The sequence below is a fragment of the Micromonospora reichwaldensis genome, from assembly GCF_031845925.1.
GTDB lineage: Bacteria > Actinomycetota > Actinomycetes > Mycobacteriales > Micromonosporaceae > Micromonospora > Micromonospora reichwaldensis.
In genome coordinates, this window is sequence record NZ_JAVRFL010000038.1 from 36,741 (window position 1) to 52,348 (window position 15,608).

At 76.2% G+C, this 15,608-nt stretch carries 2 protein-coding genes; both read left to right on the forward strand.

What is annotated here, in order from left to right; all coding sequences use genetic code 11:
* Nucleotides 1-14: 14 nt before the first annotated feature.
* Nucleotides 15-5,222 carry a type I polyketide synthase gene (locus RM555_RS25615; protein WP_396888841.1) on the forward strand — a complete coding sequence of 1,736 codons (5,208 nt, stop codon included), beginning with the start codon at nucleotides 15-17 and terminating at the stop codon, nucleotides 5,220-5,222.
* Entirely contained in the window at nucleotides 5,194-15,591 is a 10,398-nt protein-coding gene (locus RM555_RS25620) for an SDR family NAD(P)-dependent oxidoreductase (RefSeq protein ID WP_449560151.1), read from the forward strand. The genes RM555_RS25615 and RM555_RS25620 overlap by 29 nt, the downstream gene beginning before the upstream one ends.
* Nucleotides 15,592-15,608 lie beyond the last annotated feature (17 nt).

Genomic DNA, 15,608 nt, shown 5'->3' on the forward strand with positions numbered 1-15,608 from the left:
GGTCCGCCCTTGGAGTGACGTCGATGCCCGACAACGAGGAAAAGCTGCTCGACTACCTCAGGCGGACGACAGCGGAGCTGCGCGAGACGCGGCGGAAGCTGCGTGACGCGGAGGAGGCCGCGCACGAGCCCATCGCGATCGTCGGCATGGCGTGCCGGTATCCGGGGGGCGTGCGCACGCCGGAGGACCTGTGGGACCTGGTCGCCGCCGGACGCGACGGGATCGGCGGCTTCCCCACGGACCGGGGCTGGAACGTGGGGGAGCTGTACGACCCGACCCCGGGCACGCCGGGCCGGTCGTACACCCGCGAGGGTGGCTTCCTGCCCGACGCCGCGGACTTCGACGCCGAGTTCTTCGGGATCAGCCCGCGCGAGGCGTTGACCACGGACCCGCAGCAGCGGCTGCTGCTGGAGACCTCGTGGGAGGCGTTGGAGAACGCGGGCATCGACCCGGTGGGCCTGCGGGGCAGCGCCACCGGCGTCTTCGCCGGGATGATGTACCACGACTACACGGGCAACAGCTCCACGGGCTCGATCGCCTCGGGCCGGGTCGCGTACACGTTCGGGCTGGAGGGGCCGGCGGTCACCGTCGACACCGCCTGCTCGTCGTCGCTGGTCGCCCTGCACCTCGCCGGGCAGGCGCTGCGCAACGGCGAGTGCACGCTGGCGCTGGCCGGCGGCGTGACGGTGATGGCGACCCCGGAGACGTTCATCGAGTTCTCCCGGCAGCGCGGGCTGTCGCCGGACGGCCGCTGCAAGTCCTTCGCCGCCGCCGCCGACGGGACCGGCTGGTCCGAGGGCGTCGGCGTGCTCGTGCTGGAGCGGCTGTCCGACGCGCGGCGCAACGGGCACCGCGTGCTGGCGGTGGTCCGGGGCACGGCCGTCAACTCCGACGGGGCCTCGAACGGCCTGACCGCCCCGAACGGGCCGGCGCAGCAGCGGGTGATCCGGGCCGCGCTGGCCAACGCGCGGCTGTCGGCGAGCCAGGTCGACGTGGTCGAGGCGCACGGCACGGGCACCGTCCTGGGCGACCCGATCGAGGCGCAGGCGATCCTGGCCACCTACGGGCGGGACCGGGACCGGCCGCTCTGGCTGGGCTCGATCAAGTCGAACATCGGTCACACCCAGGCCGCGGCCGGCGTCGCCGGCCTGATCAAGATGGTGGGCGCGCTGCGGCACGGGCTGCTGCCGCGCACCCTGCACGTCGACGAGCCGTCCCCGAAGGTCGACTGGTCGGCGGGGGCGGTGTCGCTGCTGACCGAGCCGGTGGCGTGGCCCGCCGGCGACCGTCCGCGCCGGGCCGCCGTGTCGTCGTTCGGCATCAGCGGCACCAACGCGCACGTGGTGCTGGAGGAGCCCGAGCCGGCCGAGGCCCCCGAGCCGGTCGCCTCGGCCGAACCGCCGGTGATCCCGTGGGTCCTCTCCGGACGGACGCCGGAGGCGGTACGGGCACAGGCCGCGCGCTTGGCCGGCGCGGTGGCGGGCCGCGATCCCGAGGACGCCGGGTTCGCCCTGGCCGTCGGGTTCACGCTGGCCGTCGGGCGCACCGCGTTCGAGCACCGCGCCGCGGTGGTGGGCCGCGACCTCGCGGAGCTGGTACGCGCGCTGGAGGCCGGCGTGCAGCCGACCCCCGCCGGCACGGGCGGCCGGCTCGCCTTCCTGTTCACCGGGCAGGGGGCGCAGCGGCCGGGCATGGGCGCCGAACTCGCCGCCGCGTACCCCGTCTTCGCCACCGCCTTCGACGAAGCCTGTGCCGCCCTCGACAAGCACCTCGACCGGCCCCTACGCGACGTCATCGACACCGACGAGCTGCACCGGACCGGCTACACCCAACCCGCCCTGTTCGCCTTCGAGGTCGCCCTGCACCGACTCCTCGAATCCTGGGGCGTCCACCCCCACGCCGTCGCCGGACACTCCATCGGCGAACTCGCCGCCGCCCACATCGCCGGCATCCTCGACCTCACCGACGCCGCCACCCTCGTCACCGCCCGCGCCCGCCTCATGCAGGCCCTCCCCGCCGGCGGCGCCATGATCGCCGTCGAGGCCACCGAGGACCAGGTCACCCCCCACCTCAACGGCCAGGTCGGCATCGCCGCCGTCAACACCGCCACCAGCCTCGTCATCTCCGGCGACGACACCGCCACCCTCGCCGCCGCCGACGCACTCGCCGCCCAGGGCCACCGGACGAAGCGCCTCACCGTCTCGCACGCCTTCCACTCCCACCTGATGGACCCCATGCTCGACGACTACCGGGCCGTCGCCGCGTCCGTCACCCATCACGAACCCCGCATCCCCCTCATCTCCACCGTCGACGGCCGACCACTGCGGCCCACCGCCGACCACTGGGTCGACCAGGTCCGCCAGGCCGTCCGCTTCCACGCCGCCGTCACCACCCTCACCACCACCCACCACGTCGACACCTTCCTCGAGATCGGCCCCGACACCGTCCTCGCCACGGCCGCCGCCACCGGCGACGCCACCGCCGTCGCCACCACCCGCCGGGGACAACCCGAGACGCACACCCTCACCAGGGCCGTCGCCGCCCTCCACACCCGCGGCGTCCCGGTCGACTGGCCCACGTTCTTCGCCGGCGCCCGGAGCACGGAGCTGCCGACGTACCCCTTCGAACGCCAGCGGTACTGGGCGGAGAACGCCGCCGCGACCGGGGCGGCGAGCCGACTCGGGCTCGCCGACACCGCGCACCCCCTGCTCGGCGCGGCCGTCGCGCTGCCCGACTTCGACGGCGTCGTCTACACCGGCCGGCTGTCGACCGGCACCCACCCGTGGCTCGCCGACCACGTCGTCGCGGGCGTCGTGCTCGTTCCCGGCGCGGCGCTCGTCGAACTCGCGGTGCACGCCGCGGACGCGGTCGGCTGCCCGGTGCTGGAGGAGCTGACCACGGTCGCCCCGCTGGTCCTGCCCACCGACGGCGCGGTGCAACTGCGGTTGCGCGTCGGCGAGCCGGACGAGGAGGGCCGCCGCACCGTCGAGATCCACTCGCGCGGCGAGCACACCGGGAGCTGGACGGCGCACGCCACCGGACTCGTCGCCGCGGACGCGGTCACCGCGCCGGACTCCGTGACCGAGTGGCCCCCCGCCGACGCCCGGCCGGTCGACCTGACCGACGCCTACGACCGGCTCGCCGACTCCGGCTACGAGTACGGGCGGGCGTTCCGTGGCGTCACGGCGGTCTGGGAGCGCGGCGACGAACTGTTCGCCGAGGTCACCCTCCCCGAGGCGGACGAGCGGTTCGCGCTGCACCCCGCCCTGCTGGACGCCGCGCTGCACGCCCCGCTGCTGGCCGGCCCCGCCGGCACGGGCAACACCGTGCTCCCGTTCTCGTGGCAGCAGGTGGTGCTGCACGCCACGAACGCCACCGCCCTGCGGGTCCGCATCGCCCCCGTCGACTCCGGCTGGGCGATCACCGCGACCGACGGCACGGGCGCTCCCGTGGTGTCGGTGGGCAGGCTGGAGACCCGGCCGGTCGGCGCGCTCGACGCCCGCCCGACCCACCACGACTCGCTGTACGAGCTGACCTGGACCCCCGTGCCGGCCGCCGCAGGGCAGGACGGGGACGTACGGCTGCTCGACACGACCACGTTCCCGCCCGGCCCCGCCCCGGCGGACACCCCGGCCGGCGTCCGCGCCGTGCTGCACCGCGTCCTCGACGAGCTCACGTCGTGGCTGGCCGAACCCGCCGGCTCCCGCATCGTCGTGCGTACCCGCGGCGCGGTGGCCCTGCCCGGCGAGGACGTCACCGACCTCGCGGGCGCCGCCGTGTGGGGGTTCGTCCGCTCGGTCCAGGCCGAGCACCCCGACCGCGTCGTCCTGGTCGACGGCGACGTGGTGCTGGCCGACGACGAGCCGCAGCTCGTGGTCCGCGACGGCGTCCCGTACGCCGCCCGGCTGGCCCGGGCAGCCACCGCCGACCCGGTCGCCACGGACCTCGGCGCCGGGACGGTGCTGGTCTCCGGCGCGTCCGGCGCGTTGGGCGCGGTGGTGGCCCGGCACGTGGTGGCGGTGCACGGGGTGCGCGACCTGCTGCTGGTGTCCCGCCGTGGCGCGGGCGCCCCGGGCGCCGAGGAGTTGGCGGCGGAGCTGACCGCGTCGGGTGCGTCGGTGCGCTGGGCGGCCTGCGACGTGGCCGACCGGGACGCGGTGGCGAAGCTGGTCGCCGGCTGCGACCTGTCGGCGGTCGTGCACGTCGCCGGCGTGGTGGACGACGGTCTGCTGGCGTCGTTGTCGCCGGAGCGCCTCGACCGGGTGCTGGCGCCGAAGGTGGACGCGGCGTGGCACCTGCACGAGGTGACGGCCGGGACGCCCCTGTCGGCGTTCGTGGTGTTCTCGTCGGCGGCGGGCGTGTTCGGCAACGTGGGCCAGGCGGCGTACTCCGCCGCGAACGCGTTCCTGGACGCGCTGGTCGTGCGACGCCGGGCGGCCGGCCTGACCGGGCAGTCCCTGGCGTGGGGCATGTGGGACGGGGGGATGGCGGGCGAGCTGACCGGCGCGGAGCGGCAGCGGCTGGCCCAGGCGGGCGTACGCGCCCTGCCGGTCGACGAGGGCCTGCGCCTCTTCGACGCCGCGCTCACCTGCGCCGCGCCGGTCCTCGTACCCATCGGGCTCGACCTCGGCGTGGTCGACGGTCCGCTCTACCGCGGCCTGGTCCGCCCCCGGACCCGGCGGGCGGCGTCCACCGGCGACGGCCTCGCCGCGCGCCTGGCCGGCCGGTCCGGACCGGAGTGCGCGGACCTGCTGCTGGACCTGGTCCGCACGAACGTCGCGACGGTGCTCGGGCACCGCGACCCCGACGCCGTCGACCCCGGCCGCGCCTTCACCGAGCTGGGCTTCGACTCGCTCGCCGCGCTGGAACTGCGCAACCAGCTCAACGCCGCGACCGGCCTGCGGCTGCCCGCCACCCTGACCTTCGACCGGCCCAACACCCGCGCGGTCGCGGAGCTGCTGTACGAGCGGCTCGTCCCCGACACCGGCAGCGACGGCGGGCTGCCGGAGGACGAGGTCCGCCGCATCCTGCTCGCCATCCCCCTCAGCCGGCTCCGGGACGCCGGCCTGATGGACAGCCTGCTCGAACTGGGCGGCGTCCGGGTCGCCGCCGCCGAGCCGGACGCCGCACCCAGCGGATCCATCGACGACATGGACGCCGACGCACTGATCAGCATGGCGCTCGCCGACCTCGGTGAAGCGACGACGGAAGCGGGGAGCTGACCACATGGCCAACTCGGAGGAGAAGCTCGTCACCGCGCTGCGGGCCTCGCTCAAGGAGAACGAGTGGCTGCGGGAGCAGAACCGCAAGCTCAACTCGACGCTGCGCGAGCCGATCGCCATCGTCGGCATGGCCTGCCGCTACCCGGGCGGGGTGCGGACCCCCGACGACCTGTGGGACCTCGTCGCCGCCGGCGGGGACGGCATCACCGGCTTCCCCACCGACCGCGGCTGGAACGTCGCGGAGCTCTACGACCCCACGCCCGGCACGCCGGGGCGGTCGTACACCCGCGAGGGCGGCTTCCTGCACGACGCGGCCCAGTTCGACCCGGAGTTCTTCGGGATCAGCCCGCGCGAGGCGTTGACGATGGACCCGCAGCAGCGGCTGCTGCTGGAGACGTCGTGGGAGGCCCTGGAGAACGCCGGCATCGACCCGACCGGGCTGCGCGGCAGCGACACGGGCGTCTTCGCCGGGATGATGTACCACGACTACGCGGAGAACAACGCCACCGGCGCGATCGCCTCCGGCCGGGTGGCGTACACCTTCGGCCTGGAGGGGCCCGCCGTCACCGTCGACACCGCGTGCTCGTCGTCGCTGGTGGCCCTGCACCTGGCCGTGCAGGCCCTGCGCAACGGCGAGTGCTCGCTCGCGCTGGCCGGCGGGGTCACCGTGATGGCGACCCCGGAGACCTACGTCGCGTTCTCCAAGCAGCGCGGGCTGTCGCCGGACGGCCGGTGCAAGTCCTTCGCCGCCGCCGCCGACGGCACCGGCTTCGCCGAGGGCGTCGGCATGCTGATCGTGGAGCGGCTCTCCGACGCCCGACGCAACGGGCACCGGGTGCTCGCCGTCGTCCGCGGGACGGCGGTCAACCAGGACGGCGCCTCCAACGGCCTGACCGCCCCGAACGGGCCGGCGCAGCAGCGGGTCATCCAGGCGGCGCTGGCCAACGCGCGGCTGTCGGCCAACCAGATCGACGTGGTCGAGGCGCACGGCACCGGCACCACCCTCGGCGACCCGATCGAGGCACAGGCCATCCTCGCCACCTACGGCCAGGACCGGGACCGGCCGCTGTGGCTCGGCTCGGTCAAGTCCAACATCGGTCACACCCAGGCCGCCGCCGGCGTCGGCGGCATCATCAAGATGGTGCTCGCCATGCGGCACCGGCTGCTGCCGAAGACGCTGCACGTGGACGCCCCCAGCGACCAGGTCGACTGGACCGAGGGCTCGGTCGACCTGCTGACCGAGGCCGTCGCCTGGCCCCGGGGCGCGGAGCCGTCCCGCGCCGGCGTCTCGTCGTTCGGCGTGAGCGGCACCAACGCCCACGTGATCATCGAGGAGCCGCCCGCGCCGGAGGCCGCGCAGCCCGCCGTGGCGGCGACCGGGCCGGTGCCCTGGGTGGTGTCCGGCCGTACGCCCGAGGCCCGGCGCGAGCAGGCGGCCCGGCTGGCGGCCCACCTCGACCGGCACCCCGCGGCCCCGGCCGACGTCGCCGCCGCCCTGGCGACGCGCGCCCGGTTCGAGCACCGCGCGGTCGTGGTCGGCGCGGACCCCGCCGGGCTGCGGGCCGGCCTGGCCGCCGTCGCGGCGGACGAACCCGGGCCGACCGTCGCCACCGGCGCCGTGCTGGGCGACGAGCCCCGGGTCGTCTTCATGTTCCCCGGCCAGGGCTCGCAGTGGGCGGGCATGGCCGTCGAGCTGATGGACACCGCCGAGGTGTTCGCGGACCGGATGGACGAGTGCGCGCGGGCCGTCGACGCGTTCACCGACTGGTCGCTGCTGGACGTCGTCCGGGGCGTGCCCGGCGCGCCGTCGCTGGAGCGGGTGGACGTGGTGCAGCCCGTGCTGTTCGCCGTGATGGTGTCGCTCGCGGCGCTGTGGCGGTCGTACGGCGTGCGGCCCGCCGCCGTGGTGGGGCACTCGCAGGGCGAGATCGCCGCCGCCGTCGTCGCCGGCGCGCTCACCCTCGACGACGGCGCCCGGGTGGTCGCGCTGCGCAGCCGGGCGATCGCCGCCGGGCTGGCCGGGCGCGGCGGCATGGCCTCGGTGGCGGCGCCCCGGGCGGACGTGGAGGCGCTGCTCGCCCGGTGGGGTGAGCGGATCTCCGTCGCGGCGGTCAACGGTCCCGCCGCCACCGTCGTCTCCGGCGAGCCCGACGCCCTCGCCGAGCTGCTGGCCGCGTGCGAGGCCGACGGCGTGCGGATGCGGATGATCCCCGTGGACTACGCCTCGCACTCCGCGCAGGTCGAGGCCATCCGGGACGAGCTGCTGGACGTCCTCGCCGACGTCCGGCCGCGAAGCGCCGACGTGCCGCTGTACTCCACGCTCACCGGCGAGGTCGTCGACACCGCCACCCTCGACGCCGACTACTGGTACGCGAACCTGCGCGGCACGGTCCGGTTCGAGGACGCCATCGACCGCCTGCTCGCCGACGGGCACGACGTCCTCGTGGAGATCAGCCCCCACCCCGTGCTCGGCATGGGAGTGCGCGAGATCCTGGACCGCGCCGACGCCCCGGCCGCGCTCGTCGGCTCGCTGCGGCGCGACGAGGGCGGCCTGTCGCGCTTCCTGCTCTCCCTGGCCGAGGCGTACGTGCGCGGGGTCGCCGTCGAATGGTCCCCGCACACCCGCGGCGTCCCGGCCCCGCTGCCGACGTACGCGTTCCAGCACCAGCGGTACTGGCAGCTCGCGGCGGCGTCCGCCGTGGACGCCCGCGGCCTCGGCATCGACGTCGTCGGCCACCCGCTGCTCGGCGCCGCGCTCACCGTTCCGGAGCGGGACCTCGTCGTGCTCGCCGGCCGGATCAGCCTGGAGACGCACCCGTGGCTGGCCGACCACGCCGTCCTGGACACCGTCCTGCTGCCCGGCACGGCGCTTGTCGAGCTGGCCGTCCGCGCCGGCGACGAGGTCGGCTGCCCGGCCGTCGAGGAACTCGTCATCACCGCCCCGCTCGTCGTGCCGGCACACGGCGGGGTGGCCCTGCGGCTCACCGTGGAGGCGCCGGACGAGCACGGCCGCCGCGCGCTCGGCGTCTACGGGCAGACCGACACCGAGGCGAGGATCGGCATGTGGACCCGGCACGCCACCGGTGTCCTCGCCGCCGCCACGGCAGCGGGGGAGCAGCTCACCGAGTGGCCGCCCGCCGACGCGCTGGCCGTCGACCTCGGCGACCTGTACGACCGGCTCGCCGGGCTCGGCCTGCGGTACGGCCCGGTGTTCCAGGGCCTGCGGGCCGCGTGGCGGCGCGGCGACGAGACGTACGCCGAGGTGGCCCTGCCGCAGGGCGTCGACGTCGACGGGTTCGGCCTGCACCCGGCGCTGTTCGACGTCGCCCTGCACGCGCTCGCCGCGGACGTCGGGGACGGGGCCGCGAAGCTGCCGTTCTCGTGGAACGGCGTGACGCTGCACGGGGCCGGCGCGACGAGCCTGCGCGTCCGGCTCACCAGGACGGGGGCGGACAGCGCGACCCTGCTCCTCGCGGACCACACGGGCGCCCCCGTCGCCTCCGTGGCGGCGCTCACCGTACGCACGGTGGCCCCGCAGGCGCTCAAGGGACGCAGCGGCTTCGTCGAGTCGCTGTTCCGGCTGGAGCACGTGCCGCTGCCCGCCGGCCGGGCCGAGCGCGGCACGTGGCAGACGCTGGGGGACACGGCGGTCTTCGGCGCGCCGCCGGTGGCGCTGGCCGACGTGGCCGCCGACACGCTCTTCCTGCCGTGCTTCTCCGACGCGCCCGGCATCGCCGCGGTGCCCGACCTCACGGCGTTCGCGCTGAGCACGATCCAGCAGTGGCTCGCCGATCCCCGGCAGGCCGAGACCAGGCTCGTCGTGGTGACCCGCCCGGACGACCTCGCCGGCGCGGCGGTGCACGGCCTGGTCCGCTCCGCGCAGGCGGAGAACCCGGAGCGGATCGTCCTGCTGGAGGCCGACGACACCGCCGACGAACTGGTGGCGGCGGCGCTGGCGACGGGCGAGCCGGTGCTCACCGTCCGCGACGGCGTGGTGCGCGCGCCCCGCCTGGCCCGGGTGCCCGAGCAGGACGTCGCCGGGCCGGCGGTGTTCGGCCCGGACAGCCGGGTGCTCGTCACCGGCGGCACCGGCACCCTGGGCGGGCTGGTCGCCCGCCACCTGGTCACCGGGCACGGCGTACGCGACCTCGTGCTGACCAGCCGCCGCGGCCTCGCTGCCGCCGGCGCGGCGGAACTGCGCGACGAACTCGCCGAGCTGGGCGCGACCGTGACGGTGCTGGCGTGCGACGTCGCCGACCGCGACCAGGTCGCGGCGCTGCTGGCGGACCACCCGGTCACCGGCGTCGTGCACACGGCGGGCGTGATGGGCGACGCCACCATCGCCACGCTCACCCCCGACCAGCTGGCCGCGGTGCTGCGACCCAAGGTGGACGCGGCCTGGCACCTGCACGAGCTGGCCGGGGACGTCACCGCCTTCGTGCTGTTCTCCTCGGCCGCCGGCATCTTCGGCAGCCCCGGCCAGGGCGCCTACGCCGCCGCGAACGCGCTGCTCGACGCGCTCGCGGCGCGACGCCGGGCCGCGGGACTGCCCGCCCACTCGCTCGCCTGGGGGCTGTGGGCCGAGCGCAGCGAGATGACCGCCGACGTGGGCGGCGCGCAGCTGGGCCGGATGGCGCGCAGCGGCATGAGCGAGCTGTCCAGCAAGGACGGCCTGGCGCTGTTCGACGCCGCGGTCCGGTCGGCCGACGCGCTGCTCGCGCCGGTGCCGGTGGACCTCGCCGCGTTCGGCCGCGACGACCGGGAACCGCCGGAGCTGCTGCGCGGCCTGGTCCGCGCCCCGGCCCGCCGGGCGGTGGGCGGCTCCTCCCTCGCCCAGCGGCTGGCCGAGGTGCCCGGCGAGCGCTGGCCCGAGGTCGTGCTGGAGGTGGTGCTCACCCGGGTCGCGTCCGTCCTCGGCTACGCCCGGGCGGACCGGCTGCCGGCGGGCCGCCCCTTCAAGGAACTGGGCTTCGACTCGCTCACCGCGCTCGACCTGCGCAACCAGCTCGGCGCGGCGACCGGGCTGCGGCTGCCGGCGACCCTGGTGTTCGACTACCCGACGCCGGAGGCGCTGGCCGGGTACCTGGTGTCGCAGTTGGCCGGCGGGCGGACCGCGACGGCCGACGTCGCCGTGACCCGGCACGACCACGAGCCGGTCGCGATCGTCGGCATGGCCTGCCGCTTCCCCGGCGACGTGCGTACGCCCGAGGACCTGTGGCGGCTGCTGGTGGGCGGCGGCGACGCGATCGGGCCGTTCCCCGGCAACCGGGGATGGAACCTCGACGCGCTCTTCGACCCCGACCCGGACACGTCGGGCACCAGCTACGTCGACCGGGGCGGCTTCCTCCACGACGCGGCCCACTTCGACCCCGGCTTCTTCGGCATCTCCCCGCGCGAGGCGCTGGCGATGGACCCGCAGCAGCGGCTGCTGCTGGAGACCTCGTGGGAGGCGCTGGAGCGGGCCGGCATCGACCCGACCAGGCTGCGTGGCAGCCGGACCGGGGTGTACGCGGGCGTCATGTACAACGACTACGGCACCGTGCTGAGCGCCTCCGCCGAGTCGGTCGACGGGTTCCTCTCCACCGGCAACTCCGGCGGCGTCATCTCCGGCCGGATCTCGTACACGCTCGGGCTGGAGGGCCCGACGATGACCGTCGACACCGCCTGCTCGTCGTCGCTGGTCGCCCTGCACCTCGCCATCTCCGCGCTGCGCAACGGGGAGTGCTCCCTCGCGCTCGCCGGTGGCGTGTCGGTGATGTCGACGCCGGGCACCTTCCTGGAGTTCTCCCGGCAGCGCAATCTCGCCCCCGACGGGCGGTGCAAGTCGTTCGCGGGCGCGGCCGACGGCACGTCGCTCTCCGAGGGCGTCGGCGTGCTGGTCGTCGAGCGGCTCTCCGACGCCCGGCGGAACGGGCACCCCGTACTGGCCGTGGTGCGCGGCTCGGCCGTCAACTCCGACGGCGCCTCCAACGGGCTCACCGCACCCAACGGGCCGTCGCAGCAGCGGGTGATCCGGGCCGCCCTGGCCGACGCGCGGCTGTCCCCGTCCGAGGTCGACGTGGTCGAGGCGCACGGCACCGGCACCACCCTGGGCGACCCGATCGAGGCGCAGGCCGTCCTCGCCACGTACGGCCAGGACCGGGCCACGCCCGTGCTGCTCGGTTCGGTCAAGTCGAACCTCGGGCACACGCAGGCCGCCGCCGGAGTCGCCGGCATCATGAAGATGGTGCTGGCGCTGCGCCACGGCGTGCTCCCGCAGACCCTGCACGTGGACGAGCCCTCGCCGCACGTGGACTGGTCCGCCGGCGCGGTACACGTCGCCTCGGAGACCGTCCCGCTCACCGCCGCCGACCGCCCACTGCGGGCCGCCGTGTCGTCCTTCGGCATCAGCGGCACGAACGCCCACGTCGTACTGGAGCAGGCCGACCCGGCGCCGCCGGCCGACGAGCCGGACGTGCCGTTCACGCCGTGGCTGCTCTCCGCGCGGACCGAGGAGGGGCTGCGGGAGCAGATCCCGCGGCTGCGCGCCCACGTCGCCGCAGACCCGACGCTGCGCCCGGTCGACGTCGCGTACACCCTCGCCACCGGGCGGGCCGGGTTCGCGCACCGCGCGGTGCTGCTCGGCGACGAGGTGGTGACCGGCACGGCCGACGGCGGCAAGCTCGCCATGGTCTTCACCGGGCAGGGGTCGCAGCGGGTGGGCATGGCGGGGGAGCTGATGGGCTTCCCGGTGTTCGCGGCGGCGTTCGACGAGGTGTGTGCGGAGCTGGACGGGCATCTTGAGCGGCCGTTGCGGGAGGTGTGGGGTTCCGAGGAGGTGCATCAGACGGGGTGGGCGCAGCCGGCGTTGTTCGCGGTGGAGGTGGCGCTGTTCCGGTTGTTCGAGTCGTGGGGGGTGCGGCCGGACTTCGTGGCGGGGCACTCGATCGGTGAGTTGGCGGCGGCACACGTGGCGGGGGTCTGGTCGTTGGCCGACGCCGCGAAGGTCGTCGCGGCGCGGGGCCGGTTGATGCAGGCGCTGCCGACCGGTGGCGCGATGGTGGCCGTACGGGCCACCGAGGACGAGGTCGTCCCGTTGCTCTCCGACGCCGTGGCGATCGCCGCCGTGAACGGGCCGGAGTCGGTGGTGCTCTCCGGCGACGAGGCCGCCACCCTCGCCGTGGCCGAGAAGCTGTCGGGGAAGGGCCGCAGGGCGCGGCGGCTGACCGTGTCGCACGCGTTCCACTCGCCGCTGATGGACCCCATGCTCGACGAGTACCGCGCGGTCGTGGCCCAGGTGGACTGCCGGGAGCCGGCCGTCGCGCTGGTCTCGACCGTCACGGGCGGGCCCACCACGCTGGACGCCGAGCACTGGGTGCGGCAGGTGCGCGAACCCGTCCGGTACGCCGACGCGGTCGCCACGCTGGCCGCGGCCGGGGCCACCACCTTCCTGGAGATCGGCCCCGACGCGGTGCTGACCGCGCTCGGCCGCAACGTGGCCGACGGCGAGTGGATCCCGGCGTGCCGCAAGGGCCGCGCCGAGCCGGAGACCGTGGCCACCGCGCTCGCCCGGCTCGCGGTGCGCGGCGCGCCCGTCGACTGGCCCTCGGTGGTGCCGGGGCGGACCGTCGAACTGCCCACGTCCGTGTTCCAGCACCAGCCGTACTGGCCCCGGGCGGGCGCCGGCACCGGCGACGCGAGCGGGCTGGGCCAGGCGCGGGCCAACCATCCGCTGCTGGGCGCGGCGGTCGAGCTGCCGGACGGCGGCGCGGTCTTCACCGGCCGGCTCGCGCTGACCACCCACCCGTGGCTGGCCGACCACGCGGTGGCGGACCTGGTGCTGCTGCCCGGTGCGGCGCTGGTCGAGCTGGCGGCCCACACCGGCCGCGAGGTCGGCTGCCCGCGCGTCGAGGAGCTGACGTTGGAGGCGCCGCTGGTGCTGCCGGACTCCGGCGGCGTCCAGGTGCGCGTGACGGTGGGCGAACCGGCGCCGGACGGCGGCCGGGAGGTGGGCGTCCACTCGCGGACCGAGGACGGGGACGGGTGGACCACCCACGCGGTGGGCCGGCTGACCCCGGCCGGGGCCGCCGGCGCCGACCTGCGGGCCTGGCCGCCGGACGCGGAGCCGGTCGATGTCGCCACGGCGTACGACGACCTGTTCGCGCGCGGCCTGCGCTACGGCCCGGTCTTCCAGGGCCTGACCGCGGCGTGGCGGCGCGGCGACGAGGTGTTCGCGGAGATCACCCTGCCCGAGCAGGCCCACGACGACGCCGGCCGCTTCGACCTGCACCCGGCGCTGCTGGACGCCGTCCTGCACGCGGTGGCGTCGACCGGCGACGGCGACCCGGTGCTGCCGTTCTCGTGGCGCGGATTCACCGTGCACGCGGCGGGCGCCGACCGGCTGCGGGCCCGGATCGTGCCGGGCGACGGCACGGTGGCCATCACCCTGGCCGACACGACCGGCGCCCCGGTGGCCTCCGTCGAGGCGCTGGCGGTACGCCCGGTGTCGCCCGAACAGCTGGCGGCGCTGCGCCGCGACCGGCACGAGTCGCTGCTGCGCCTGGACTGGACGCCGCTGACCGGGTCACCCCGGCCGCGCACCCTCGCGGTGCTCGGGGAGCGGATCGACGGCCTCGACGCGACCGCGTACCCGGACCTGGCGGCCCTCGCCGCCGCCGTCGACGCCGGCGCCGCGGTGCCTGAGGTGGTGGTGGCGCGGTGCGTCCCGGACCGGGGCGTCGCGGAGGACGCGCGGGCCCGCGCGGCCACCCACCAGGTGCTCGACCTGGCGCAGCGGTGGCTCGCCGACGAGCGGTTCGCCGCCGCCCGGCTCGCCGTGCTGACCAGCGGCGCCGTGGCCACCGGCCCCGACGGCGACGTCACCGACCTCGCCGGGGCGGCGGCCTGGGGCCTGGTCCGCTCCGCGCAGTCCGAACACGGCGACCGGTTCGTCCTGGTCGACGTCGACGACGACCGGGCCGCCGGGACCGGCCTGTCGGCCGCGCTCGGCTCCGACGAGCCGCAGCTCGCCGTCCGCGGCGCCGACGTCCTGGTGCCCCGCCTGGCGCGGGCCGGCGCCACCGACGAGACCGCCGCGACCGCGTTCGAGGGGACCGTCCTGGTCACCGGCGCCACCGGCGCGCTCGGCCGGCTCGTCGCCCGGCACCTGGTCACCCGGCACGGCGTACGCGAGCTGGTGCTGGTCAGCCGCAGCGGCCCCGCCGCCGAGGGCGCGGCCGAGCTGCGCGACGAACTCGTCGCCCTGGGCGCCGAGGTCACCGTCGCCGCGTGCGACGTCGCCGACCGGCCCGCCCTCGCCGCGCTGCTCGCGGCGCACCCGGTGCGCGGCGTGGTGCACACGGCCGGCGTCGTCGACGACGCCGTCATCACCTCGCTCACCCCGGACCGGATCGACCGGGTGCTGCGCCCCAAGGTCGACGCCGCGACGAACCTGCACGAGCTGACCCGGGACCTGACCGCGTTCGTCCTGTTCTCCTCGGCCTCCGGGGTGCTCGGCGGCCCCGGCCAGGGCAACTACGCCGCCGGCAACGCCTACCTGGACGCGCTCGCCCAGCACCGGCGGGCGAACGGCCTCCCGGCCGTGTCGCTGGCCTGGGGCCGCTGGGAGCAGGCGGGCATGGCGGAGCAGCTGACCGAGGCCGACCTGCGGCGCATGTCGCGCTCCGGCGTCGGCGCGCTCCCCGTCGACGAGGCGCTGGAGCTCTTCGACGCGGCGTTGCACACCGGCGGCATGGTGGCGCCCATCAAGCTCGACCACCGGGCCCTGCGGGAACGCGCCGTCGCGGGCATGGTGCCACCGGTGCTGAGCGGGCTGGTCCGGGTGCCCGCCCGGCGGACGGCCGACGCCGACGCGGGAGCGGCCGACGCGCTGCGGCAGCGGCTCGCCGGCCGGGACGCCGAGGAGGCCGAGGCGATCCTGCTCGACCTGGTGCGTACCCAGGTGGCGGGGGTGCTGGCCTATCCGGACCCGGGCGCGGTCGCCGCCGACCGGCCGTTCAACGAGCTCGGCTTCGACTCGCTCACCGCGGTCGAGCTGCGCAACCGGGTGAACGCGGCGACCGGGCTGCGACTGCCCGCGACGCTGGTGTTCGACCACCCCACGTCGAAGGCCCTCGCCGCGTACCTGCGGGCCGAACTCTCCGGCGAGGCGGCCGACACCAACGCGGTGCTGGCCGCGTTCGCCGAACTCGACCGTCTCGAGGCGGTCCTGTCGGACGTCGACGAGCAGTCCCGCACCCGGCTGACGCTGCGGCTGCGCGACGTGCTCTCGAAGCTGGGCGGCGAGCCGGCGTCCACCGGCAACGACATCGATTCCGCGACCGACGACGAGGTCTTCGCTCTCATCGACAGCGAGCTGGGGATCTCATGACAGTGCGAGGAGGGCGA